We start from the raw sequence: 22,436 nt of genomic DNA on the forward strand, positions 1-22,436 counted from the left end.
ATTCAACAATGATGTTGACTGACATGACGCCTTCGCGGGCAAGCCTCGCTCCTACAGGGGGGGGGCGGTGTTATTTCTTCAGGTGTTGCTTCAGTTCTTCGGACGCTTGCAGCATTGCGGAGCGAACCGCTGGCACCTGGCTCACTACGTTCAGCAAACCGTAATCGTGAATCATGCCGTTGTAACGCACCGCCGTGACCGGCACACCCGCCTCATCCAGTTTGCGCGCATAGGCTTCACCCTCATCGCGCAGCACATCAGCCCCGGCCGTCTGCACCAGCGCAGGTGGCAGGCCCTTGAGTTGTGCGGTGGTCGCCCGCAGCGGTGAAGCGTAGATCTCGTTACGTTGCTTGGCGTCGGTGGTGTAGTTGTCCCAGAACCACTTCATCATGTTTTTGGTGAGGAAGTGCCCCTCGGCAAACTGGTTGTAAGACGCCGTTTCAAAGCTGGCGTCGGTCACCGGCCACAACAGCACCTGGAACTTGATCGCCGGGGTGCCTTTGTCTTTGGCCATCAGCGCAACCACGGCCGCCATGTTGCCGCCGACACTGTTACCGGCCACGGCCAGTCGCTTGCCATCGACGTTGATCTCTTTGCCGTGCTCGGCCACCCATTTAGTGGCCGCGTAAGCCTGGTTGATCGCCACCGGGTAATGCGCTTCCGGCGAAGGGGTGTAGTTGACGAACACCGCCGCTGCCCCCGAACCCGTGACCAGATCCCGAACCAGCCGCTCGTGGGTCGGGAAGTCCCCCAGCACCCAGCCGCCGCCGTGGAAGAACATGAACACCGGCAGCTCGCCTTTGACCCCGGCCGGCCGGACGATGGTCAGGCTGAGCGGTTGGCCGTCGACTTGAATGGTCTTCTGGCTGACGTCCGCTTTTGGCAGCGTCAGTTTCACCCCGGCTTGCGCGCCGACCAAAATGGCCCGGGCATCTTTCGGTGAAAGCTGTTCCATCGGTTTGCCGGTGCCGGCATTCAGGACATCGAGGAACGCCTGGGTGTTGTGTTCAACCCCCTCGCCCGCGAATGCGCTGTGGATGGACAGGGCGAGAAGGGTACCGGTCAAGACTTTGCTGAAAGTGTTCATGTTGGTTTCCTGTTCGGTCTTGGAGTCGACGGTTAGACAGTCACGTGCAGGCGCACTTCGACGTTGCCGCGGGTGGCGTTGGAGTACGGGCAGACCTGGTGGGCCGCGTCGACCAGGGTTTGCGCATCGGCTTGTTCAAGACCCGGAAGGCTGATGTGCAGGTCGATGTCCAGACCGAAGCCGCCAGGAATCTGGCCGATGCCGACGTGGGCAGTGATCGAGGCGTCGGCCGGGATGCTGCGTTTGGTCTGGCTGGCAACGAATTTCAGCGCGCCGATGAAGCAGGCCGAGTAACCGGCAGCGAACAGTTGTTCCGGGTTAGTGGCCGCGCCGCCAGCACCGCCGAGTTCTTTCGGGGTCGCGAGTTTGACGTCGAGGATGTTGTCGCTGGAAACCGCACGACCGTCACGGCCGCCAGTGGAGGTTGCGATTGCGGTGTAGAGAGTTTGCATGATGTAGGCCTCGTTTCAGGTTTGTATGGTTTGCGCTAAATGTTTGCGCGCTAAGTAAGTGCGAGATAAATGTATCGCGCTAATATTTGGCGCGCAAGATAAATTTTTAAAAAGTTTCCCTGAAAGCATGCGCAGGGTATGCATTCGGCGGGGAGAGGCTTGATGTAGAGGCTTTGGTGTGGGAGTAACAGGCAGGAATTTTTTTGTGGCGTCGAGGATGCTTTCGCGGGCAAGCCTCGCTCCTACAGACCGCACATGACCTGTAGGAGCGAGGCTTGCCCGCGAAGAACGATAACGCGATCTATCAGGTGATCGCTTAAAGGCTGTCCTGCAGATTGCTACGCAGCACTTGCAGCTCCGCTTGCAGTTTTTGCAACCGCTCAAGCGTCATGCCGCTGGCGCCGAGGATGCACTGGGGCACGCCGCGCGCCTTGTCCCGCAACGCGCGGCCCTGTTCAGTCAGCTCGACAATCACCACTCGCTCGTCCTCGCGGCTGCGAGTGCGGCTGAGCAAGCCTTCGACTTCCAGGCGCTTGAGCAACGGGGTCAACGAGCCGGGATCGGTCAGCAAGCGCGTGCTGATTTCGCCTACGGTCAAACCGTCCCGTTCCCACAACACCATCATCGCCAGGTACTGCGGATAGGTCAGGCCCAGCGCTTGCAGCAGCGGCTTGTAGACCTTGGTCATCAGCAGTGAAGTGGAATGCAGGGCGAAGCAGGCCTGGTTGTCCAGCAGCAGGTCGTCGCAGTTATCCGTGGTGTCGCGTTCGGTGTTCATCTCAAAGCCTTGATCAGTGATCTTCATGAATCTAGCGGGCGAATCTTTAATGCGCCAGATAATTCTGACCTAGTGCCGGTCCAGATTGGTTCGCAGCGCCAGATCCCATGGCGGTACAGGGCTGAAGCGGACTTTCAGGTACTCCAGCAATAAACGACTCCTCGGGTTGGGTTGCTGCTCCAGGCGCAATGCATAGATGCCGGTGGTTTCCGGCGGTGGCAGGCCGTGTTCACAGAACAGCGGCAGCAGTTCACCGCGCAACAGGTATTCGCTGGTCAACCAAGTCGGCAAGTGCGCGATACCGAGCCCGGCCAGCGCACCGCAGACCAGCGCCTCGGCATTGTTGGCGCTCATGCGGATGCGCCCGGGACGATGCAAATGCATTTCTGCGTTTTGCTCGAAACGCCAGGCAAATGGCGGCGCCAGGCCATCCCAGTCGAGACCGTCGTGATCACTCAACTGCGCCGGGTCGGTCGGCACGCCTCGGCGTTGCAGGTATGCGGGGCTGGCGCAGGCGATGCGCACCATGCTCGCCAGTGGTGTGGCCACCAGTCGGGTATCGGCCATTTGCCCGGCGCGCAGCACAAGGTCGACCTTGCCCAGGTTCAAACCCTGCATGTCGACAAAACTGTCGATCAGGTGCAGTTGCACGTCGAGGCCGGGGTAGAGCATCAGAAAATCAGCGATCACCGGCGCCAGATGCCGTCGGCCGAACGCGGCGGGCGCGTCGATCCGGATCAAGCCTTCCGGCGCACTGCTCAGGGACACTGCCTCGGCGCGGGCCAGTTGCAATTCCGCCACGATCCGCCGCGCACGCTCGGCAAACGCCACGCCGGCCGGGGTCGCGCGGACGGCATGGGTGCTGCGAATGAACAACTGGCTGCCGACCGCGCTTTCCAGGCTATCGATGCGCCGCGCCACGGCCGAAGGGGTCAGTGGATGACGGCGAGAGGCAGCGGAAAAGCTGCCGGTTTCCAGCACATCGAGGAACAGCCCGAGTTGTTCGGTCAATTGATTAGGGTTCATGGCGTATCAATGCCTATGCGAAGTTGGCACAGCCATTGTGCGTTGCTGTGCGTTTCCCCGCCAGCGCCGACTGCGTAGGATGAATGGCCTGAGATAAAAGGAAATCGGCCGTGATCGAGTTTTTGATGTACCTGGTATTTGGCGCAGCCCTGGGAACCCTCGGCGGCTTGTTTGGCATCGGCGGCGGTCTGATCGCGATTCCGTTGCTCGGCGTGTTGTTCGGTCTTGATCAGCAAATTGCCCAGGGCACCGCGCTGGTGATGGTCGTCCCTAACGTGATGCTGGCGCTATGGCGTTATCACCAGCGCAACAAAATCGAAATGCGTCACGCGCTGCCGCTGGCCTCAATGGGTTTTTGCTTTGCCTGGATCGGCTCCATCTGGGCGGTGGGCATTGATGCGCAAACCATGCGCATCGGATTTGTCGCCTTCTTGATCGCGTTGTCGGCCTACAACCTGTTGCGAATGTTCTACGCCAATGCGCCGGCTTCTTCGCAGATGAATTACGCCTGGCCATGGCTGGGTGTGCTCGGCGCGGCGTCCGGGACCATGGGCGGATTGTTTGGCGTGGGCGGGGCGGTGGTGGCAACGCCGGTGCTGACTAGCCTGTTCGGCACCAGCCAGGTGGTGGCCCAAGGGTTGTCGCTGGCACTGGCATTACCCAGCACGGGCGTCACGCTGGTCACCTATGCCGTGCATCATCAAGTGGACTGGATGATCGGCGTGCCGTTGGCCGTGGGTGGACTGCTGAGCATCAGTTGGGGCGTGAAGATCGCCCACGCCATGCCGGAGCGCCTCCTGCGCGGGCTATTCTGTGGCTTCCTGGTGCTGTGCGCGGTGATGCTCGCGTTTAAAGTTTGAAGCCGTCGACGATGTGTTCGGCCAGGCATTCGGTAATCGGTGACGGATTGTGCAGGTTGCGCACCAGCATGATGCTGGCTTCAGGCAGCAAGGGCAGGTCTTCGGCGTCACCGAGAATGCGCATGTCCGGGGTGATCAGGCTTTCCAGTTGTGCGGTGACGGCCAGGCCGGCGCTGACCACCGCCATGATCGCCGACAGGCTTGAGCTGTTGTAGGCAACGCGGTAGTCGCGACCCATCGCGTCCAGCGCATTGCAGGCCCACAGCCTGCAGAAACAATCACTGTTGAACATCGCCAGCGGCAACGGTGTCTGCTCGTGGGCGCTGTAGCATTGTGCCTCGGCCCAGACGAAACGTTCCTTGCGCAGCAACTGACCGATCTCGTTGCCCGGCTCGCGGGTAACGATGGATAAATCCAGATCCTGGCGTAGCAGCAATTGTTTTGATGATTCGCAGTGCACCTCGATCTGGATCAGCGGATATGACTGGGCGAATCGCCGCAGAATCCCCGGCAGGAAACGCATCACGTAATCGTCCGGCGTGCCGATCCGCACCGTGCCGACCATGTGCGGCTCGCGCAGGGTGTTGAACACCTCGCTGTGCAACTTGAGGATGCGCCGGGCGTAACCCAGCAGCACCTGGCCTTCAGCGGTCAGCCGCACCTGGCGGCCGTCGCGCTGGAACAGTTGGCGCTGCAACACGTCCTCTTCCAGCCGCTTCATTTGCATGCTGACGGCGGATTGCGTGCGGTTGACCAGCTCCCCTGCGCGGGTGAAACCGCCCTGATCGGCGATGGCCACAAAGGTGCGCAGCACTTCGGTGTCGATACTTGGGAAGGCGGACATACATCAATCTCCGAGATGTATTGCATAAGAAACATTCGTTGGATTGATCTTAGCTCCGGCGTGACACTTGAGCCATCCCAAACGGAGGGCAACAAGATGAAAGGTCAAAAAGGTTATGTCGAGGTAGAGAAACATTCCATCCACGTCGTCTCGGATTTACTGCACAAGATCAGTCGCTGGTACGAATTGCACCGTGAGCGCGAGTTGTTGGCGGGCATGAGCGACGAAGCGTTGAAGGACATCGGGCTCAGTCGTGCAGATGTCGAGCACGAAACCGTGCGCCCATTCTGGGATGACCCGATGCACAAATGAGTAAGCCACAACTACACAAACCGTCTCCCGGTGAGGTAGGTTGCGAGCAGACAAGGAGATGCTCATGCCCGCAACGCTGTCCTTTTCCATCAAACAGGCTCGACGCCTGGCGCTGGCCGCCCAAGGATTCAACGGGCGCCAGCCGCCAGCGGCGATCAAAGCGGTGCAGCTCAATCGCCTGATCGAGCGGCTGGGCATCTTGCAGATCGATTCGGTCAATGCGTTGGTGCGTTCGCACTACCTTCCCTTGTTTTCCCGCCTCGGCAATTACTCATCCGACTTGCTCGACCAGGCTGCCTGGAGTTCGGGCCGGCGACGTACGCTGTTCGAATACTGGGGGCATGAAGCCTCGTTGCTGCCGCTGTCGATGTACCCGTTGATGCGCTGGCGCATGCGGCGCGCGAGTCGTGGCGAAGATATCTATCAGCAGCTGGCACGTTTCGGGCGTGAGCAACAGGACACTGTCCGGCGGGTGCTGGCCTCGGTTGAAGAGCTCGGCGCGCTGGGCGCTGGCAGCCTTTCGACCCGTCAGGAGCGGGCAGGACCATGGTGGGACTGGAGCGCGGAAAAGCATGCGCTGGAATGGTTGTTCGCCGCCGGGGAAGTGACCGTGGCCGGGCGGCGTGGATTCGAGCGGCTCTATGATTTGCCGGAGCGGGTGATTCCTTCGGCGATTCTGCAGCAGCCGTTGCTCGCGGAGGACGAGGCCCAGCGCGGGCTGTTGTTGCACGCCGCGAATGCCTTGGGTGTGGCGACGGAAAAGGACCTGCGCGATTACTTCCGGCTCAGCCCGGGTGATGCGCGTCCGCGCCTTGCGGAGCTGGTGGAAGCCGGGGAGTTGCTGACCTGTGAAGTTCAGGGTTGGCGGCAACCGGGCTTTTGTTTGCCAGAGCCGAAAGTGCCGCGCAAGGTTGAGGCCAGTGCCTTGCTGTCACCCTTCGATTCGCTGATCTGGGAGCGCAGTCGTACCGAGCGTTTGTTCGATTTTCGCTATCGGCTGGAGATTTATACGCCGCCGGACAAGCGGGTCTACGGCTATTACGTGTTGCCGTTTTTATACAACGAGCGGATTGCTGCGCGAGTGGATTTGCGTGCGGAGCGGGCGTTGGGGCGGTTGGCGGTGCATGCCGTGCATGAGGAAGAGCCGGGGCTGGATGAGGAAGGGATGCTGGCGTTGGCGGTGAATTTGCGGCGGATGGCGGATTGGCTGGGGTTGGAGCGGGTGCAGTTGAATTGCCCGCGGGCGAGTGCGGGGCGGTTGCGGGTGGCATTGGCTCAGATTGAGGGTGACTGAGCTGACGCCTTCGCGGGCAAGTCGGATCGCCGCACCGCTCGCTCCTACAGGGGTTCGCGATCCCTTGTAGGAGCGAGGCTTGCCCGCGAAGGCAGCGACACGGTTTACCGACGGACTTGTTTCAGGGTTTCGGCAATAAGGAACGCCAACTCCAGCGACTGATCCGCATTCATCCGCGGGTCACAATGGGTGTGATACCGATCCGACAACCCGTCCTCGGTGATCGGTCGCGCACCACCAATGCACTCGGTAACATTCTGCCCGGTCATCTCGATGTGAATGCCGCCGGCATAGGTGCCTTCCGCTTCGTGCACCTGGAAGAACTGCTTCACCTCGCCAAGAATCTGCGCAAAGTCGCGGGTCTTGTAGCCGCTGCTGGCCTTGATGGTGTTGCCGTGCATCGGATCGGAACTCCAAAGCACTTGCTTGCCTTCACGCTGCACCGCGCGGATCAGTTGCGGCAAATGATCGCCAACCTTGTTCGCGCCCATCCGTGCGATCAGGTTCAAGCGACCTGGATCGTTGTCCGGGTTGAGCACGTCGATCAGGCGAATCAAGTCTTCCGGGTTCATGCTCGGACCAACCTTGACCCCGATCGGGTTGTTCACCCCACGCAGGAATTCGACATGAGCGCCGTCGAGCTGACGGGTGCGGTCGCCGATCCACAACATGTGCGCCGAGCAATCGTAGTAGTCGTTGGTCAGGCTGTCGCGACGCACGAAGGCTTCTTCGTAGTTCAGCAGCAGCGCTTCGTGGGCGGTGAAGAAACTGGTTTCGCGCAGTTGTGGCGAGCTGTCCATGCCGCAGGCGCGCATGAACGCCAGGGTTTCATCGATGCGATCGGCGAGGTGGCTGTATTTTTCCGCCAGCGCCGAGTTGGCGATGAAGTCCAGGTTCCACTTGTGCACCTGATGCAGGTCGGCAAAGCCGCCCTGGGCGAAGGCGCGCAGCAGGTTCAGGGTCGCGGTGGACTGGTGATAGGACTGGAGCAGACGCTCCGGGTCCGGCACACGGCTTTTTTCGTCGAAGCCGATGCCGTTGACGATGTCGCCACGGTAGGCGGGCAGGGTCACGCCGTCGATGGTTTCGTCGTTGGCCGAACGCGGTTTGGCGAACTGACCGGCCATGCGCCCGACCTTGACCACCGGGCAGCCCGCGGCGAAGGTCATGACGATGGCCATTTGCAACAGCACTTTAAAGGTGTCGCGGATTTTCGCGGCAGAGAACTCGGCGAAGCTTTCGGCGCAATCGCCGCCCTGCAACAGAAATGCGCGGCCCTGGGTCACTTCGGCAAACTGACGTCGCAACTCCCGGGCTTCACCGGCAAACACCAGCGGCGGATAACTCGCCAGGGTTTGCTCGACGTGCAGCAAATGCGCCGCGTCGGGGTAGTGGGGTTGTTGCTGGATCGGCAGGGCGCGCCAGCTGTCAGGGCTCCAGGGTTGGCTCATCACGGTCTCGGTTGTTTTACGCTCGGACGTTCATGTTATCAGCAAATTAGTGCGTGACCTGTTCCCGTCGCTTCGCGGACAATCGCGCTTTTGCCGCCTGATGTTGCGGTGCATTGCGTTGCCGGGCCCGGTGACGATCTGGAGACGAAATGACTGAGGAGCGCGTCGAGCATCTGCTCGCCGAGGTACAGGACGAGTTCGGCGTGATTCGCGTGCTGGAAGTGGCCGATTACCGTTTTCTCGAGTTCGGTGATGCCATCGAACAGAGCTGCGTGTTCACTGCCGACCCGAGCTGGCTCGAATACGATTACACCCGTGCCATGCTGATTGGCGCGTTGTGCCACGAGCAACCGGAAAGCGCGCTGTTCCTCGGCCTCGGTGCCGGCACGCTGACTCAGGCTTGCCTGAAGTTCTTGCCGCTGGAAGATGTCGAAGCCATCGAGCTGCGGCCCGACGTGCCGCGCCTGGCCATCGAATACCTGGGGCTGGATGACGACCCGCGGCTGTACATCCGTGTCGGCGATGCGCTGGAACTGCTCGATACCGCCGAGCCGGCCGACCTGATTTTCGTCGACCTTTATACCGATGTCGGGCCGGGCGTCGGGCATCTGGCCTGGAGCTTTCTGGAAAACTGTCAGAAACGCCTGAATCCGGGCGGCTGGCTGGTGATCAACCAGTGGGCCACCGATGATGGCAAGCCGTTGGGCGCGGCGCTGTTGCGTGGGCTCTATCACCGGCATTACTGGGAGCTGCCGGTGAAGGAGGGCAACGTGATTCTGCTCGTGCCGTCGGAACTGGATCAGGAACTGGACATGGATGGGTTGGTTGCGCGGGCCGAAGGGCTGGCGCCACGGTTGGGGTATTCGTTGCAGTCGTTGATCAAGGCGATTCGCCCGGCTACTTGATTCGGCGCCTGTGATGGCCCTTTCGCGGGCAAGTCGAATCGTCGCACCGCTCGCTCCTACAGGTTGCAACGACCTTGTAGGAGCGAGGCTTGCCCGCGAAGACAATATCCGCCTCGCCACAAACCTCAAACCCCTTTGAAAATGCCCGGCCGCTTCTCAACCATCGACCGCACGCCTTCCTTCGCATCCTCACTCGCCAACAACTTCTTCACCAGCGGCGGCAACCCCAGCGCCGCGGATGTTTCGCCCTCATAACGCGCCTGTCGCGCAGACATCAACGTCGCCTGTACCCCCAGCGGCGCCTGCCGGGCAATCCGCTCCGCCAGCTCAATTGCCCGGGGCAGCAAATCCTCGCTGGCCATGACTTCCTGCACCAACCCCAGATGCAACGCGTCGTGCGCATCGAATTCATCCCCGGTCAGCAGCCAGCGCATCGCATTGCCCCAGCCAGCGACTTGATGCAGGCGCAATGTGGCCCCGCCGAACGGGAAAATCCCGCGCTGCACTTCTTTCTGGGCAAACCGGGTGTTACTGGCGCAGAGGTTGATGTCGGCGGCGAGCATCAGCTCGATACCGATGGTCAGGCAATAACCTTGCGCGGCGACGATCACCGGTTTGCTGACTCGTGGACCCGCGAACACGCCCCACGGATCGCAACCGCCGGGCGGTGCCTGCCAGCCCTCGGCCAGGGCCGAACTGGCGCTGACCAGGTCAAGCCCGGCGGTGAAATGCTCGCCATGGCCGAACACCACCGCCACCCGCGCTTCGCTGTCAGCCTCGAACTCGCCGTAGGCCAGACTGAGTGCGTTGAGCAGGTCGAGGTCGAAGGCATTGCGCTTGGCCACCCGATCCAGGCCGATCAACAGGACATGGCCACGCCTTTCGCAGGTCACACGGCTGGTAACAGGTTGATTCATCGAACAATTCCTCGGACGGGAAGGGGTTTTAGGGGGTAGGCGAGGCCGCAGGTCCGAGTCACAACGGTGAACCGTTTTAGCGCCATCCCCAGCAGGGCCGGGCCTTTGAAAAATAGACCGTCGCACGATTATCCGCAAAGCCTGTGACACAACGGTGTATCCGTCAGTTTTCCGACAAATAATGCTCCCTTTTTGGGCGAATTCCGGTATAGTGCGCGCCGGCCTTTAACCGGGCCGCGTTTAGGTAGCGCAATTCCCCGAAGTCAGCTTCGGCTGCACGTCCGCACAGCGGACTCTCCCTTGACGAATCTTTTTCATTCATTCGTTTTCGCAAATCCCCGCCGACAAAGCAGCCAGGGCGACTCTTGAGTCTTACACGGCATGCGCAGCTTTGGAGCATGGGTCTTTGCGGATGCACTTAGAGGCAGACCCATGACCCAGGAAACCGGCGGCTTCGCCGCTTTTAATCTTAATCCGAATATCCTTGCAGCCGTCATTGCGACTGGCTACGAAGAGCCTTCGGCTATTCAGCAGCAATCGATCCCGATCATCATGGCCGGCCAGGACATGATTGGTCAGGCGCAAACCGGTACGGGTAAAACCGCTGCGTTCGCCCTGCCTATCCTGCACTGCATCGATCCTGCCAAGCGCGAGCCGCAAGCCCTGATCCTGGCGCCAACCCGTGAGTTGGCGCTGCAAGTAGCAACCGCTTTCGAAACCTACGCCAAGCAAATGCCAGGCGTTACCGTTGTGGCCGTTTACGGCGGCGCCCCTATGGGTCCACAACTGAAAGCAATCCGTAATGGCGCACAGATCGTTGTCGCCACTCCGGGCCGTCTGTGCGACCACCTGCGTCGCGACGAAAAAGTCCTGTCGACCGTGAACCACCTGGTTCTCGACGAAGCCGACGAAATGCTCAAACTGGGTTTCATGGACGACCTCGAAGTCATCTTCAAGGCGCTGCCTCCAACCCGTCAGACCGTATTGTTCTCGGCCACCCTGCCACAGTCGATCCGTGCCATTGCCGAACGCCACCTGCGCGATCCGCAACACGTGAAGATCCAGACCAAGACTCAGACCGTTACCGCGATCGAACAGGCTCACCTGTTGGTTCACGCTGACCAGAAGACCTCGGCTGTATTGAGCCTGCTGGAAGTCGAAGACTTCGACGCCCTGATCATGTTCGTGCGCACCAAGCAAGCGACCCTGGACCTGGCCAGCGCCCTGGAAGCCAAAGGCTACAAAGCCGCTGCGCTGAACGGTGACATTGCCCAGAACCAGCGTGAGCGCGTGATCGACTCCCTCAAGGATGGCCGTCTGGACATCGTTGTGGCGACCGACGTTGCCGCTCGTGGCCTGGACGTTCCGCGCATCACTCACGTGTTCAACGTTGACATGCCGTACGATCCGGAATCCTACGTTCACCGTATCGGCCGTACTGGCCGTGCCGGTCGCGAAGGTCGTGCACTGCTGCTGGTGACTCCGCGTGAGCGCCGCATGCTGCAAGTGATCGAGCGTGTAACCGGTCAGAAAGTTGCCGAAGTTCGCCTGCCGGACGCTCAGGCTGTTCTCGATGCCCGCATCAAGAAACTGACCAACAGCCTGTCGCCGCTGGTTGGCGATGCCGAATCGACTCACGGTGATCTGCTGGATCGCCTGACTGCCGATATCGGTTGCACGCCGCGTGCACTGGCTGCTGCCCTGCTGCGCAAGGCGACCAACGCTCAGGCGCTGACCCTGGCTGCAATCGAGAAAGAACGTCCACTGGTGCCGAACAACGCACCGCGTGGCGATCGTCCAGAGCGCACCGGTGATCGTCCGGACCGTGGTGATCGTGAGCGTCGTGCTCCGGTTCCATTGGCCGAAGGTCGTGCCCGTTGCCGTACCGCGCTGGGCGCGCGTGACGGTATCGCGGCGAAAAACCTGCTGGGCGCCATCCTCAACGAAGGTGGTCTGGCGCGTGAAGCCATCGGTCGCATCCAGGTGCGTGACAGCTTCAGCCTCGTCGAGCTGCCGGAAGATGGTCTGGAGCGTCTGCTGACCAAGCTGAAGGACACTCGCGTTGCCGGTAAGCAGTTGAAGCTGCGTCGCTATCGCGAAGATTGATCCGCCCCCGGGCTGATTGATCGAACATAAAAAATCCCCGACTGGTTCGGGGATTTTTTTTGCCTGCGATTTGTTAGATAACGCCGGTCTTGCGATTGGCCGCAGATCCTGTGGGAGCGAGCCTGCTCGCGATGGTCGTGAACGATTACGTGTGCTGTCTGAATGAGCGCGGTGCCTGTGCGTCTATCGCGAGCAGGCTCGCTCCCACAGGTGGCCAAGGGTTAATCGGCTATTGGGCCGCCACCCGCCGTGACCACTTGCACACTCATGCGCGGTGTCGCCAGATCGAGCCCGGCTTCATCCAGGTGCCGTTTCAAGGACAGGTTGAACGCCCGGGAAACTTCCCACTGCTTGATCGGCGCGGTCTTGAAGCGGGCCCGCAGAATCGCGTTGCCTGACTCGAAACTCTCGACCCCTTGAATCTCCAGCGGCGACCAGATGTTGCGTCGTTGCAGTGGATCGGCGCGCATCTTCTGGCCGACGTCACGCATCAGTTTGATCGCGTTATCGATGTCCATGTTCGAGGGGATCGCCACGCGAAAGATCGCGTAGCCGAACTCTCGCGAGTAGTTCTTGATGCTTTTGATTTCACTGAACGGGATGGTGTGGACGATGCCGTCGATGTCCCGCAGGCGCACGGTACGAATGGTCAGGCCTTCGACAGTGCCGAGGTGGCCGCCGACATCCACGTAGTCGTCGATGGCCAGGGAGTCCTCGATGATGATGAACAGCCCGGTGATCAGGTCCGCGACCAACGATTGTGCGCCGAAACCGATGGCCAGGCCGATCACGCCGGCACCGGCCAGCAGTGGCGTGACGTTCATGCCCATGTTCGCCAGGGCGACGATCAGCGCAACGATGAAAATCGCCACGAACAGCACGTTGCGGATCAGCGGCATCATCGTCTGCGCACGGGCGTTGGCCTGGCCTTTACGCGAGCGGGTGAGGGCGTGGTGCACGGCGGTGTCGCTGAGGATCCAGATCAGCCAGGCAAAAATCAGTGTGCCGCCGAGGCTGAACAGTTTGACGCTGACTTCATGGCCTTCGCCTTCGGTGAACGCAATCAGCGACATGCCCCAGACCCGCAGGCCAAGTTCGATGAACGCCAGCCACACCAGCAAGTGGGCGAGGGTATAGAAGAAGCTTTTCAGGCGTTCGGAATACAGGGCATGACGCTTCACGCCACGTTGCGGTTTCAGTGCGTGCCGGCGCACCAGCCCGTTGATGACCATGCACAACACCAGCAGCACGGTGCAGATCAGCGATTGGCGCAACGCGGTGCTGGTGTCGCCGGCGGAAACGAACGTGGCGAACAGCGAGATGGCCACCAGCACCAGCGCCGGCATGTACCAGAAGGTGCCGAGAATTTCGATGGTGTCGCTGAGTGCGCGGCGGGTCAGGCGCCGTGACAGCGGTTGGTTGCGGATCAAGTGGGCGATGGGGCGTCGGAAGCGCAGGATGAACAACCCGGTAGACAGCGCAGCCAGCACGTTGGCGATGGTGGCGGCGGTGTGCGCCAAATGGCTGCCGAGGCTGGCGACCAGTCGCGGGTCGTTCAAGGCTTCGCCGAACGCGGCAAAACTGCCGATCAGCCACAGCGGCCGAAAGGCCTGATGCCGCAGGATGTACAAGGCGCGGTGGCGGTGTGGCCCGTCGAGCAAGGAAAAGGCGATCACGCAGATCGCCGAAAAACACGTGCCGACCACCAGCGCATAGGCCAGCACCATCGCCAGGCTTTTGCCCAATGACGAGGGCAGGGCGTAGGTCATGTAGACGGTCATCACCAGGGCGATCAGCCAAGGGCCGAGTTTGCGCAGGGCAAAGCGCAACATGTCGAGGGCCTTGGGGTGCTGCGGTAATTCTTCGGTCAGGCCGAAGCGCATCCGTACCCGGTGACCGAGCCAGATCAGCGCGGCGGCCAGCAGGCTCCACACCATCAAAATCATGGCGAAGCCAAAGATGATCGGCAGCCATTCATTGGCCGGCAACACCAACCCCGCCAGTTCTTCCTTGGCCAGATCAAACTCGTCGGACCAGCGTGTGAGTGGGCTGTCAGCGCCGGAGAATTGTTTTTCAAAATTGGCCAGCGTGCCGCCAATCAGGCCCAACACGCCTTCTTCGGCAGCCGGTTGGGCTTTTTTGGTGGCGTCGCGCAGCTTCTTCAAGTCGGCCAGCAATTTGCTGCGTTGCTGATCGTTCTCCAGTGACTTGATGACTTCGTCGAGGGATTGCCCGAGGGGTTCTTGCGCCTCGGGCTGGGTTTTCGCCGAGCTGTTGAGCAAGCTCGGTAAACCGACGGCCTGGGCCGGCATGACCGGCAGCAGCGCCATCAGGCAGACGAGGAAAAGGCTGGGCAGGGCAAAAAGACGAGCGAACACTAGGCGGTCAACCTTGAAAAGAGCAGATCGACCGAGTGTACGAGCCCGCCAAAATCAATGCGAGCCGAGGGCGAGGATTTATTCGTTGAGTTTGGCGAGGATCTTGAAGACGACGGTAGCGAGGATGGTCAGCATGCCGATCCACATCGCGAACACGCCGGCATTCTTGTCGCGGAAGTTGAAGCCGATCGCCAGCAGGATCATCCCGGCAAGAATCGGGATCAGCATGGCGTGAAATGAAGACATCGAGATCATGAGCGACTGCCTTGTCGAAGGGGGTATTTAAAGTCTAGCGGTTTTAACACGTGTAGGAGCCGGCTTGCCGGCGATAGCGATTTCAAGGACGCCATCGCCGGCAAGCCTGGCTCCTACAGGTTTTATGGCAATTCCTGGCTGGCGTAGAACGCGCTCAGCACTTTCACCAGGTGCGCCAGATCATGACTGCCGCACAGCTCCCGGATCGAGTGCATGGCGAATGTCGGCAGGCCGATGTCCACGGTGCGCACACCCAGGTGGCTGGCGGTGATCGGGCCGATGGTCGAGCCGCAGCCCATGTCGCTGCGCACCACGAAGCTTTGCACCGGCACTTCTTCGGCCATGCACAGATGGCGGAAGAACCCGGCGGTTTCGCTGTTGGTGGCGTAACGCTGGTTGCTGTTGACCTTGATCACCGGGCCGGCGTTGAGTTTCGGGCCGTGGTTGGCGTCGTGCTTGTCGGCGTAGTTGGGGTGTACGCCGTGGGCATTGTCGGCCGAGACCAGCAGGGATTTCTGAATGGTGCGTACGAATTCATCACCTTCGGGCAACAAACGACGCAGCGTCTGCTCCAGCATCGGGCCGTCAGCGCCACAGGCCGAGCAGGAGCCGACTTCTTCGTGGTCATTGGCGACCAGTACGCAGGTTTCGTCGGTTTCAGCCGTCAGCAACGCTTGCAGGCCGGCGTAGCAGGACAGCAGGTTGTCGAGGCGCGCACCGGCGATGAAGTCGCCATGCAGGCCGATGACCGCAGCGCTCTGGGTATCGTAGAAGCTCAACTCGTAGTCGAGCACCACGTCGGCGTTCAGGCCATGCTCAAGAGCAAGTTGATTGGTGAGCACGGCGCGGAAGTCCACGCGCTCGTCACCGGCGAACTGCGCGAGGATCGGCGGCAATTCGGTCTGGGCGTTGATCGCCCAACCCATGTTGGCTTCACGATTGAGGTGAATGGCCAGGTTTGGAATGATCGCGATCGGTGTCTTGAAGTCGATCAACTGGCTCTCGACCTTGCCGTCGCGGCGGAAGGTCACGCGGCCCGCCAGGGACAGATCGCGGTCGAACCACGGAGCCAGCAGCGCGCCGCCATACACTTCGACGCCCAGTTGCCAGAAACCCTGGCGTTGCAGTTCCGGCTGGGGTTTGACTCGCAGGCACGGGCTGTCGGTATGGGCGCCGACCAGGCGGATACCGCCATGCAGGGGGGAGTGACGGCCCATTTTGACGGCGACAATCGAAGAGTCGTTACGGGTGACGTAGTAGCGGCCGTTGGCTTCGGTGGTCCAGGGCTCGCGTTCGTCGAGACGCTGATAACCCGCCGCTTCCAGGCGCTGAACAAGGCTGGCGGTGGCATGAAACGGGGTAGGGGAGGCCTTGAGGAAATCGATCAGGCCTTGGTTCAACTCTTCGCGCATAAGTAGCTCCAGACAGCAATGGCGCAAGTTTACCGTATTGGCTCATGGCATTGCAGACACAATGCCGTCCGTCGCGCGACGTTTGTCGGTGGGTCTGATTTGCGCGTCAGCCTGTGATCAGAAGTCCGCTGAGGAACACTTCACGGCGTTGCTTGCGACCCACGTATTCATGCTTGCTCGCGACATACACCGGGTTGAACTTTTTCTTCGAGATGCCAGGGAGTTGTCCTGTGTACGTTTCAACCAGCCGATCATAGTCGGCTTCAGTAATGTGTTTGTAGATTTCCCGGCGATAGAAAAATCCCAGCTGGAAACCCAGGGTTTCGCTTTGATGGGGTGTCTGGCCGGAGAAGCAGTTTTCAAAATCGATGGCTTTGAGCGGTGACTGCGACGATTCGGGGATCATGATGTTGCCGGCCCAGAAATCCATGTGAGTGATGTTCTTCAGGGCAAGGGAGTGGAGCAGGTCGAAAGCATCCAGGATAAATGCTTCCACGTTGCCGGGGTTGCGTTTAAGCCACTGTACGCCGTCAAGATGGTCGTCAAGCAGGCGCGTGATAATGAAATACTCCTGGGTCAGTCCCAGCAGATCCTTGGTGTAGCCAAACCCTTGCAGTGGTGGCATCCGGACGCCACGGCGCTGCGCTTCATGGGTATTGATCAGTTCTTCCAGCGGCCAGTCGAAGCGACCGTTGCGCTGTGGTTTGCCAAAGGTTACCCGCACTTTCGCCTTTAACGTATCCAGCGGCTGAACCTTGGCAAATAGAGGGGTGTCACCACTGGCGAGCGGTGCACTCGCACGGGTGAGCTTGCGAGCGCTGCGCTTTTCAATCAGTTGCTCCAGCGCTTGCCGTGCTTCGATGCAAGGCTGTTCACTGAGGTGCAGGGTGGTGTTGGAAAAGTTGAAGGTGATTGGGTAGTCGTTCTGAAGTGTCTTGCAACTGAGCACGGGGCATCCTGCCTGCTATCGTAGTGCCATCATTTTACGTTTCTTTACAAATTTATGACAATAATTTAACGCCATTTTTACGACGGGTAATTTGTTTCAGTAAATGAAAACGCCCTTCAGTTGAAGGGCGTTTTTCATTTCGGCGAGTCTGCTCAAAACGGAGCGGGGCACTCGAAACGCAGGCGTTCACCGGTCTGCGGATGAGTGAAGCTGAGCATGCTCGCGTGCAGGCACAGCCGTGGCCAGGCGGCCAGCGCCTGCTCGTGGGCATAGAGCCCGTCACCCAGCAACGGGTGGCCGATGGAGAGCATGTGCACGCGCAGCTGATGGGAGCGGCCGGTGATTGGCGTCAGTTCAACCCGGCACCAGTCGCCGCATCGTTCCAGCACGCGCCAGAATGTCAGGGCGTTTTTGCCGAACTCGAAATCCACCACATGGCGCGGCTTGGTCGGCGGGTCGTAGCGCAGGGGCAGGTCGATGCTGCCGCTGTCCAGTTCCGGCTGACCCCAGCAAAGTGCGGTGTAGGCCTTTTCGGTTTCACGGTCGTGAAATTGCCGAGACAATTCGCGATGGGTGTCCGGGTCACGGGCCAGCAGAATGATGCCGGAGGTTTCCCAGTCCAGGCGATGGACGATGCGGGCTTCGGGGTAGCCGTTTTCTTGCAGGCGGGTGATCAGGCAATCCTTGTTGTCATCGGCCCGGCCAGGGACGGAAAGCAACAGGGTCGGTTTATTCACCACCAGTACGGCGGCGTCCTGATGAATGATGTGGACGTTGGACAGCGGCATTAAACAGCCTCGTAACAAACGCCAACGGCGACTCAGGCTTTCAAGGCTCTTGTAGGAGCGAAGCTTGCTCGCGAAGGTGTGTCAGCAACGTTAATGTCGACTGACACACCTTCGCGAGCAAGCTTCGCTCCTACAAGGAGCTGCAAAAGCCTGAGCCGCCGTGGCTCCCGACGGATCGACTCAGCGATCCGGCAGGGTGATATTGAGTTCCAGAATCGAGCAGCTACCCTGGTTTTCCAGGGCGACATGCACGTCATCGGACCCGATATTGACGTACTTGCGGATGACTTCGACCAGCTCTTTCTGCAAGGCTGGCAAGTAATCCGGCGTACTGCGTTGGCCGCGTTCATGCGCCACGATGATCTGTAGACGCTCTTTCGCTACCGAGGCGGTACTTGGCTTCTTGTTAGCACGAAAGAAGTCAAAAATGTTCATTACCGGCCTCCAAACAGACGCTCAAAGAATCCTTTCTTCGTCACATCGAGAAACCGATGCTCCACGGTTTTGCCCAGCAGGCGTTCGACCGCATCGCTGTACGCCTGACCGGCGTCGCTTTGATCGTCGAGAATCACCGGCACGCCGGAGTTGGACGCCTTGAGTACCGCTTGGGACTCAGGGATCACACCCAGCAGGGTCACAGCGAGAATTTCCTTGACGTCTTCAACGCCGAGCATCTCGCCATCGCTGACGCGTTGCGGGTTGTAACGGGTCAACAGCAAGTGTTCCTTGATCGGGTCTTCGCCGTTTTCAGCGCGACGCGATTTGCTGGCCAGCAGGCCCAGCATGCGGTCCGAGTCACGAACCGAGGAGACTTCCGGGTTGGTCACGACGATCGCTTCATCGGCGAAGTACATGGCCAGGTGAGCACCTTTCTCGATGCCGGCCGGGGAGTCGCAGACCACGAATTCGAAGTCTTCCTTCAACGCCATCAGGACTTTTTCCACGCCTTCGACAGTCAGCGCGTCTTTGTCGCGGGTCTGACTGGCGGCCAGTACGTAGAGGTTTTCCAGGCGTTTGTCTTTGATCAGGGCCTGTTGCAGGTTGGCTTCGCCGTTAACCACGTTGACGAAGTCATACACGACGCGACGCTCGCAACCCATGATCAGGTCGAGGTTACGCAAGCCGACGTCGAAGTCGACGATAACTGTTTTGTGACCGCGCAGTGCGAGGCCGGTACCGATAGCAGCACTGGTGGTGGTCTTACCCACACCACCCTTGCCGGATGTAACCACGAGAATCTTGGCCAAGGTGTTTCACCCCTAAGGAAAAAGGACATTTAGCCCCTGAAAAACATCTCTGGAAAAACGACTGCAGTCGGACAGCTTGGCTGGAATCCGGTCATGAACCGCGCTTACCCCCGGTAAACACTGCTTTAGGCCTTTTTCCTACTTCGTTTGAGCCGTTTTCGCTACGTTTTAGAGATGCTTGGAAAATGCGGCAGTATCCGTTAAAGCCGAATGATGTTCAACACATCGCCCGACAGGCTGACCTGTACACCCGCGCCCCACAAAGGGTCGCGACGCAGATCTTCCGAAACCTTGTAGTGGCCTGCGATGGAGACCAGTTCAGCGCTCATTTGCTGACAGAAAATCCTGGCTTTCGTGTCGCCTTTGACCCCGGCCAATACACGACCACGCATCGGTCCGTATACATGGATGTTGCCGTCGGCGAGAAGTTCCGCCCCCGGGCTGACCGAAGAGATCACGACGAGGTCGCAACCCTGGGCATAAATCTGCTGGCCGCCGCGTACCGGCGAGGTGATGATTTTCGTCGGTTTTATCGTCGGTTCAGCGGGTTTTTCCGGTTTCTTCGCCACGGTGCCTTCAAGCGGGTCCAGCGCACGCTCGCGGGCGCCGGACGGCGGCAGCACCGGCAGGTCGACCGCGATGGCGGCGGCGATGTCTTCGATGCGACTGGCACGGATCGCCAGGGTGCGCAGGCCGTGCTGGCGGCAGACGCGCATCAAGCCTGGCAGATCGACCGCACCTTCGCTGGCCGGAAGCTTGTCCAGCGCCAGTACCAGCGGCGCGTTGCTGAAGAAGCCGGGCGCCTGGGCGACCTTGGCGGCCAATTGCCGATCAAGGCTTTCGAGGTCGTTGCGGGCCAGCTCCAGCACGGTAATGGCGAGCATGCTGCCCTTCAACTGGAACACGGGATCCTGGTCTTGCGGTTCGATTTGGCTCATGGTCGGCATACAACGGCTTGTCACTAAAAGTGCCGAGACTTATAACGAGAACGCTCGCGAGCCGCAAGCCGGGTCGAACGATGTAGAATGCGCGGCCATTGTCTTTCCGGAACCTTTAATGGATCGCCCGCGTTTTCAAAAAACATTTCTGATGCCGCGTTTCTGGCCGCTGTGGTGCGGCTTGGGGCTGTTGTGGCTGATCGTTCAGTTGCCATACCCGGCGCTGCTGTTTATTGGTCGTGCCCTCGGTGCATTGATGTATCGCGCGGCGGGCGACCGACGGCGCATTGCCAAGCGCAACCTGGAGCTGTGCTTCCCGGAAAAATCCGCTGCCGAGCGCAAGCGCCTGCTCAAGGAAAACTTTGCCTCCACCGGCATCGCATTCTTTGAAATGGCCATGAGCTGGTGGTGGTCGCGGGAGCGCCTGGCCAGGTTGGCGCATGTCGAAGGGCTGGAGCACCTGAAAAAGGCCCAGCGCGAAGGCAAGGGCGTGATTCTGATGGCCGTGCATTTCACCACGCTGGAAATCGGCGCGGCGCTGCTCGGCCAGCAACACACCATCGACGGCATGTACCGCGAGCACAAGAACCCGCTGTTCGATTACATCCAGCGCAATGGCCGTGAGCGACACAACCTCGACTCGCTGGCCGTGGAGCGTGAAGACGTGCGCGGCATGCTCAAACTGCTGCGGGCCGGCCGGGCGATCTGGTACGCACCGGATCAGGACTACGGCGCCAAGCAAAGCATCTTCGTGCCGTTGTTCGGGATTCAGGCCGCGACCGTCACTGCCACCAGCAAGTTTGCGCGGCTGGGCAAGGCGCTGGTGGTGCCGTTCACGCAAGAGCGTCTGGCGGACGGCAGCGGTTATCGCTTGGTGATCCATGCGCCGCTCGAAGGTTTCCCCGGCGAGACCGAAGAGGCCGATTGCCTGCGGATCAACCAATGGATCGAAGGCGTCTTGCGCGACTGCCCGGAGCAATACCTCTGGGCCCATCGCCGCTTCAAGAGTCGTCCGCCGGGCGAACCCAAGTTGTACGCAAAACGCGGTTGAACCCCCAATCCCTGGAGGAGCGAGCCTGCTCGCGAAAAACCCGAGAGCGTCGCGGAGTGTCAGGCAGCCAACGTCATCGTTGACGACCATTGCCGGCAAACCGGTCTCGCTCCTACAGGGAAATGGAAAATTCCAACGAGCACCATGGAGAGTTGTGCATGAGTCCAGGCGAACCGGTTACAGGGTTGATTCTTTCCGGCGGCGGGGCTCGGGCGGCCTATCAGGTCGGCGTGCTGGCAGCGATTGCCGAATTGCTGCCGGTGGGGGCAAACAATCCGTTCCCGGTGATCGTCGGCACCTCGGCCGGGGCGATCAATGCGGTCAGCCTCGCCAGTGGGGCGATGGACTTTCGCAATGCCATCGAACGCCTGACTGCTTTCTGGCAAGGGTTCCGTAGCCATCTGGTTTTGCGCAGCGACTGGCCGGGCGTGATCCGTCAGGCCAGCCGGTTTGTCAGCCACAGTCTGCTCGGCATCGGCGCTCAGGTGCCGGTGGCCCTGCTCAACAGCTCGCCGCTGCGCCGGTTGCTCAACGACAAATTGCACATGACGGGCATCGCCGAAGCCATCGCACAGAAGCAGTTGAAGGCCGTGGCGGTCACCGCGTTCGGTTACGAATCAGGTCAGGCGGTCACCTTCTATCAGGGCGGCGGCACCATCGACGCCTGGTTACGCCATCGACGCATCGGCGTTCCTGCGCAGTTGACCGTCGAGCACCTGCTCGCCAGCTCCGCCATCCCGCTACTGTTCGCACCGGTAAAAATCGGCGAGGAATATTTCGGTGACGGCGCGGTGCGCCAATCGGCACCGATCAGCCCTGCCCTGCACCTGGGGGCCAGCCGCGTGCTGGTGGTGGGTGTCAGCGGCAACCCGCGCGGGGTTGATCCGGAGCGACCGCTGCAACGTGCCTACACCGGGCAGCAGCCGACGCTCGCGCAGATCGGTGGGCACATGCTCAACAGTACGTTCATTGACAGCCTGGAAAGTGACATCGAACTGCTGCAGCGCTTGAATCAGTTCAGCCATCTGATGCCCGCCGGCACGCCGACCCGCACGCTCGGCGTAGCGCCGGTGGAGGTGCTGGTGATTTCGCCGAGCCAGCCGATTGATGAGATCGCTGCACGACATCGCCAGGAACTGCCGGCAGCGCTGCGTCTGTTTTTGCGCGGGCCGGGTGCGACCAAGACCAGCGGGGCGGGTGTGTTGAGTTATCTGCTGTTCGAGGCGGGGTACTGCAGCGAGTTGATTGATCTGGGGCGGCGTGATGCGTTGGCCAAACGCGAAGAGCTGTGTCGGTTTCTTGGGCTTTCGGTGCCGGAACCCGCTTGAACTGTCAATTGTGACAGTAGACGTTGAAGTATTTATTCGATCAGATTAAAACCCTCAG

General features: G+C 60.4%; 22 protein-coding genes. 7 read left to right on the forward strand and 15 right to left on the reverse strand.

What is annotated here, in order from left to right:
* Positions 1-70 precede the first annotated feature (70 nt).
* From KGA97_RS20990 to KGA97_RS21005, 4 genes are all read right to left on the reverse strand, one after another.
* Positions 71-1,087: an alpha/beta hydrolase gene (locus KGA97_RS20990; protein WP_192227302.1), complete on the reverse strand. Its 1,017-nt coding sequence runs from the start codon at positions 1,085-1,087 to the stop codon at positions 71-73.
* A gap of 32 nt (positions 1,088-1,119) precedes the next feature.
* Positions 1,120-1,539, reverse strand: a complete 420-nt coding sequence (locus tag KGA97_RS20995) for an organic hydroperoxide resistance protein (protein WP_008031409.1) — start codon at positions 1,537-1,539, stop codon at positions 1,120-1,122.
* A gap of 316 nt (positions 1,540-1,855) precedes the next feature.
* Entirely contained in the window at positions 1,856-2,317 is a 462-nt protein-coding gene (locus KGA97_RS21000) for a MarR family winged helix-turn-helix transcriptional regulator (protein ID WP_008031411.1), read from the reverse strand.
* Positions 2,318-2,386: 69 nt separating this feature from the next.
* Positions 2,387-3,343, reverse strand: coding sequence for a LysR family transcriptional regulator (locus tag KGA97_RS21005; RefSeq protein WP_008031414.1), 957 nt, complete (start codon positions 3,341-3,343; stop codon positions 2,387-2,389).
* Between the two features lie 110 nt (positions 3,344-3,453).
* Here KGA97_RS21005 and KGA97_RS21010 point away from each other — a divergent pair, with 110 nt between their 5' ends.
* On the forward strand, positions 3,454-4,203 hold the full coding sequence (locus tag KGA97_RS21010; RefSeq protein ID WP_032828915.1) for a sulfite exporter TauE/SafE family protein: 750 nt from the start codon (positions 3,454-3,456) through the stop codon (positions 4,201-4,203).
* Here the strand turns inward: KGA97_RS21010 and KGA97_RS21015 are convergent.
* Positions 4,193-5,047, reverse strand: a complete 855-nt coding sequence (locus KGA97_RS21015) for a LysR substrate-binding domain-containing protein (protein ID WP_008031417.1) — start codon at positions 5,045-5,047, stop codon at positions 4,193-4,195. The two genes, KGA97_RS21010 and KGA97_RS21015, sit on opposite strands and share 11 nt — an antisense overlap.
* 96 nt (positions 5,048-5,143) lie before the next feature.
* Here KGA97_RS21015 and KGA97_RS21020 point away from each other — a divergent pair, with 96 nt between their 5' ends.
* Positions 5,144-5,359: a DUF1127 domain-containing protein gene (locus KGA97_RS21020; RefSeq protein ID WP_008031420.1), complete on the forward strand. Its 216-nt coding sequence runs from the start codon at positions 5,144-5,146 to the stop codon at positions 5,357-5,359.
* Between the two features lie 64 nt (positions 5,360-5,423).
* Positions 5,424-6,653 (forward strand): winged helix-turn-helix domain-containing protein, encoded by a 1,230-nt coding sequence (locus KGA97_RS21025; RefSeq protein WP_223481433.1) that lies wholly within the window; start codon positions 5,424-5,426, stop codon positions 6,651-6,653.
* 104 nt (positions 6,654-6,757) lie between these two features.
* On the opposite strand, the gene KGA97_RS21030 is transcribed toward KGA97_RS21025, so the two are convergent.
* Entirely contained in the window at positions 6,758-8,104 is a 1,347-nt protein-coding gene (locus KGA97_RS21030; RefSeq protein WP_008031425.1) for a class II 3-deoxy-7-phosphoheptulonate synthase, read from the reverse strand.
* 149 nt (positions 8,105-8,253) lie between these two features.
* On the opposite strand from KGA97_RS21030, the gene KGA97_RS21035 reads away from it, so the two are divergent.
* On the forward strand, positions 8,254-9,009 hold the full coding sequence (locus KGA97_RS21035) for a spermidine synthase (protein WP_008040534.1): 756 nt from the start codon (positions 8,254-8,256) through the stop codon (positions 9,007-9,009).
* A 125-nt stretch (positions 9,010-9,134) separates the two neighbouring features.
* Here the strand turns inward: KGA97_RS21035 and KGA97_RS21040 are convergent, their stop codons facing one another.
* On the reverse strand, positions 9,135-9,926 hold the full coding sequence (locus KGA97_RS21040; protein WP_223481434.1) for a crotonase/enoyl-CoA hydratase family protein: 792 nt from the start codon (positions 9,924-9,926) through the stop codon (positions 9,135-9,137).
* Positions 9,927-10,358: 432 nt separating this feature from the next.
* On the opposite strand from KGA97_RS21040, the gene KGA97_RS21045 reads away from it, so the two are divergent.
* A complete protein-coding gene (locus KGA97_RS21045) occupies positions 10,359-12,032 on the forward strand; it encodes a DEAD/DEAH box helicase (RefSeq protein ID WP_008031432.1) in 1,674 nt (557 codons plus the stop codon).
* Positions 12,033-12,253: 221 nt separating this feature from the next.
* On the opposite strand, the gene KGA97_RS21050 is transcribed toward KGA97_RS21045, so the two are convergent.
* The 8 genes from KGA97_RS21050 to minC form a co-directional block, all read right to left on the reverse strand.
* Complete coding sequence (locus KGA97_RS21050; RefSeq protein ID WP_223414386.1) at positions 12,254-14,410, reverse strand: mechanosensitive ion channel family protein; 2,157 nt, start codon at positions 14,408-14,410, stop codon at positions 12,254-12,256.
* A 78-nt stretch (positions 14,411-14,488) separates the two neighbouring features.
* Positions 14,489-14,656, reverse strand: coding sequence for a hypothetical protein (locus KGA97_RS21055; protein ID WP_162130712.1), 168 nt, complete (start codon positions 14,654-14,656; stop codon positions 14,489-14,491).
* A gap of 131 nt (positions 14,657-14,787) precedes the next feature.
* Positions 14,788-16,077: a M18 family aminopeptidase gene (locus tag KGA97_RS21060; RefSeq protein WP_008040545.1), complete on the reverse strand. Its 1,290-nt coding sequence runs from the start codon at positions 16,075-16,077 to the stop codon at positions 14,788-14,790.
* Positions 16,078-16,183: 106 nt separating this feature from the next.
* A complete protein-coding gene (locus KGA97_RS21065) occupies positions 16,184-17,026 on the reverse strand; it encodes a lipopolysaccharide kinase InaA family protein (protein WP_008040546.1) in 843 nt (280 codons plus the stop codon).
* Between the two features lie 152 nt (positions 17,027-17,178).
* Entirely contained in the window at positions 17,179-17,814 is a 636-nt protein-coding gene (locus tag KGA97_RS21070) for an RluA family pseudouridine synthase (protein WP_008031443.1), read from the reverse strand.
* 180 nt (positions 17,815-17,994) lie between these two features.
* On the reverse strand, positions 17,995-18,249 hold the full coding sequence (gene minE, locus KGA97_RS21075) for a cell division topological specificity factor MinE (protein ID WP_007944431.1): 255 nt from the start codon (positions 18,247-18,249) through the stop codon (positions 17,995-17,997).
* Positions 18,249-19,061, reverse strand: a complete 813-nt coding sequence (gene minD / locus KGA97_RS21080; RefSeq protein WP_008040547.1) for a septum site-determining protein MinD — start codon at positions 19,059-19,061, stop codon at positions 18,249-18,251. The genes minE and minD overlap by 1 nt, the downstream gene beginning before the upstream one ends.
* 200 nt (positions 19,062-19,261) lie before the next feature.
* Complete coding sequence (minC, locus tag KGA97_RS21085; RefSeq protein WP_032832547.1) at positions 19,262-19,999, reverse strand: septum site-determining protein MinC; 738 nt, start codon at positions 19,997-19,999, stop codon at positions 19,262-19,264.
* Between the two features lie 118 nt (positions 20,000-20,117).
* On the opposite strand from minC, the gene KGA97_RS21090 reads away from it, so the two are divergent.
* Both KGA97_RS21090 and KGA97_RS21095 read left to right on the forward strand, forming a co-directional pair.
* Positions 20,118-21,050, forward strand: coding sequence for a lipid A biosynthesis lauroyl acyltransferase (locus KGA97_RS21090; protein WP_008031451.1), 933 nt, complete (start codon positions 20,118-20,120; stop codon positions 21,048-21,050).
* A 158-nt stretch (positions 21,051-21,208) separates the two neighbouring features.
* Complete coding sequence (locus KGA97_RS21095; protein ID WP_223449357.1) at positions 21,209-22,378, forward strand: patatin-like phospholipase family protein; 1,170 nt, start codon at positions 21,209-21,211, stop codon at positions 22,376-22,378.
* Positions 22,379-22,436: the final 58 nt, after the last annotated feature.

The sequence above is a fragment of the Pseudomonas sp. BF-B-15 genome, assembly GCF_019946675.1.
Lineage (GTDB): Bacteria > Pseudomonadota > Gammaproteobacteria > Pseudomonadales > Pseudomonadaceae > Aquipseudomonas > Aquipseudomonas migulae.

Bases quoted from the DNA above. Each gene is read 5' to 3' on its own strand.
- KGA97_RS20990 (WP_192227302.1), bottom strand. From the start codon at position 1,087: ATGAACACTTTCAGCAAAGTCTTGACCGGTACCCTTCTCGCCCTGTCC.
- KGA97_RS20995 (WP_008031409.1), bottom strand. From the start codon at position 1,539: ATGCAAACTCTCTACACCGCAATCGCAACCTCCACTGGCGGCCGTGAC.
- KGA97_RS21000 (WP_008031411.1), bottom strand. From the start codon at position 2,317: ATGAACACCGAACGCGACACCACGGATAACTGCGACGACCTGCTGCTG.
- KGA97_RS21005 (WP_008031414.1), bottom strand. From the start codon at position 3,343: ATGAACCCTAATCAATTGACCGAACAACTCGGGCTGTTCCTCGATGTG.
- KGA97_RS21015 (WP_008031417.1), bottom strand. From the start codon at position 5,047: ATGTCCGCCTTCCCAAGTATCGACACCGAAGTGCTGCGCACCTTTGTG.
- KGA97_RS21020 (WP_008031420.1), top strand. From the start codon at position 5,144: ATGAAAGGTCAAAAAGGTTATGTCGAGGTAGAGAAACATTCCATCCAC.
- KGA97_RS21025 (WP_223481433.1), top strand. From the start codon at position 5,424: ATGCCCGCAACGCTGTCCTTTTCCATCAAACAGGCTCGACGCCTGGCG.
- KGA97_RS21030 (WP_008031425.1), bottom strand. From the start codon at position 8,104: ATGAGCCAACCCTGGAGCCCTGACAGCTGGCGCGCCCTGCCGATCCAG.
- KGA97_RS21035 (WP_008040534.1), top strand. From the start codon at position 8,254: ATGACTGAGGAGCGCGTCGAGCATCTGCTCGCCGAGGTACAGGACGAG.
- KGA97_RS21040 (WP_223481434.1), bottom strand. From the start codon at position 9,926: ATGAATCAACCTGTTACCAGCCGTGTGACCTGCGAAAGGCGTGGCCAT.
- KGA97_RS21045 (WP_008031432.1), top strand. From the start codon at position 10,359: ATGACCCAGGAAACCGGCGGCTTCGCCGCTTTTAATCTTAATCCGAAT.
- KGA97_RS21055 (WP_162130712.1), bottom strand. From the start codon at position 14,656: ATGTCTTCATTTCACGCCATGCTGATCCCGATTCTTGCCGGGATGATC.
- KGA97_RS21060 (WP_008040545.1), bottom strand. From the start codon at position 16,077: ATGCGCGAAGAGTTGAACCAAGGCCTGATCGATTTCCTCAAGGCCTCC.
- KGA97_RS21070 (WP_008031443.1), bottom strand. From the start codon at position 17,814: ATGCCGCTGTCCAACGTCCACATCATTCATCAGGACGCCGCCGTACTG.
- minE (WP_007944431.1), bottom strand. From the start codon at position 18,249: ATGAACATTTTTGACTTCTTTCGTGCTAACAAGAAGCCAAGTACCGCC.
- minC (WP_032832547.1), bottom strand. From the start codon at position 19,999: ATGAGCCAAATCGAACCGCAAGACCAGGATCCCGTGTTCCAGTTGAAG.
- KGA97_RS21090 (WP_008031451.1), top strand. From the start codon at position 20,118: ATGGATCGCCCGCGTTTTCAAAAAACATTTCTGATGCCGCGTTTCTGG.
- KGA97_RS21095 (WP_223449357.1), top strand. From the start codon at position 21,209: ATGAGTCCAGGCGAACCGGTTACAGGGTTGATTCTTTCCGGCGGCGGG.